The organism is Rhizobium sp. CSW-27 (assembly GCF_018760785.1).
In the GTDB taxonomy this organism is placed as follows: Bacteria; Pseudomonadota; Alphaproteobacteria; order Rhizobiales; family Rhizobiaceae; genus Neorhizobium.
In genome coordinates this window covers 1-887 of the sequence record NZ_JAHHZO010000063.1, presented here as the reverse complement: position 1 = coordinate 887, position 887 = coordinate 1, and the positions used below count along the sequence as shown (strand labels likewise).

Genomic DNA, 887 nt, shown 5'->3' with positions numbered 1-887 from the left:
TAGAGCGGTTCCCTGACTGAATGAATCTTCGGGTCTTTGCAAATCAGCGATGTTCTGATTCAAACTATCTGCCGATGGAGGTCGGCAGATATGTCAAAAGCTCTCTCTGTTGATCTGCGAGTTCGCGTTCTTGCTGCCGTTTCTGCTGGTGCTACCCATCGCGAAGCCGCCGAACGGTTTGGCGTGAGTGCAGCAAGCGTCAGCCGCTGGCGAAATCTCCAACTTCGCCAGGGCGACGTGCGACCTGGGCCTCTTGGCGGAGATCGAAATTCCCGTAAGACAGAAGCCCATGGCGAGGCGATCATGGCATGGCTCGCCCAGCACCGTGATGGGACCTTGTTTGAACTGCGTGATGCGCTTTGTGCCCAGGGCATCACGATCAGCAAGTCGGCTTTGCACCGGTTCCTTGTCCGGCACGGGCAGACTCGCAAAAAAAGACTGGCCACGCGGTAGAGCAAAGCCGTCCCGACGTCCTGGAACAGCGTCAGCAGTGGTTCGATGATCAACTGGACCTTGATCCTGCCAAGCTCGTCTTCATCGACGAAACCTGGACTGCGACGAACATGGCGCGCACGCACGGACGCTGCAGGAAGGGAGAGCGCCTGCGAATGGGCTTCCCACACGGCCACCGCAAGACCACGACGCTGGTGGCTGGCTTGCGCAGCACAGGAATGGTTGCGCCACTCGTCATCGACGGGCCGATCAACGGAGAATGGTTCGAGGCCTACGTCGCCCAGGTTCTTGTGCCGACCCTGAAGCCTGGCGATGTCGTCATCCTTGACAATCTCTCCAGCCATAGGCGACCGGCGGCGCGTGAGATGATCGAAGCGGCCGGTGCGCGCATGCTGTTCCTCCCGCCCTACAGCCCAGACTTCAATCCCATAGAG

Annotated in this window: 1 pseudogene; it reads left to right on the top strand. The window is 59.4% G+C overall.

From position 1 onward, the window contains the following. Window positions 1-90 precede the first annotated feature (90 nt). Window positions 91-887: pseudogene (locus KLP42_RS26575) on the top strand (IS630 family transposase); the annotation flags it as partial.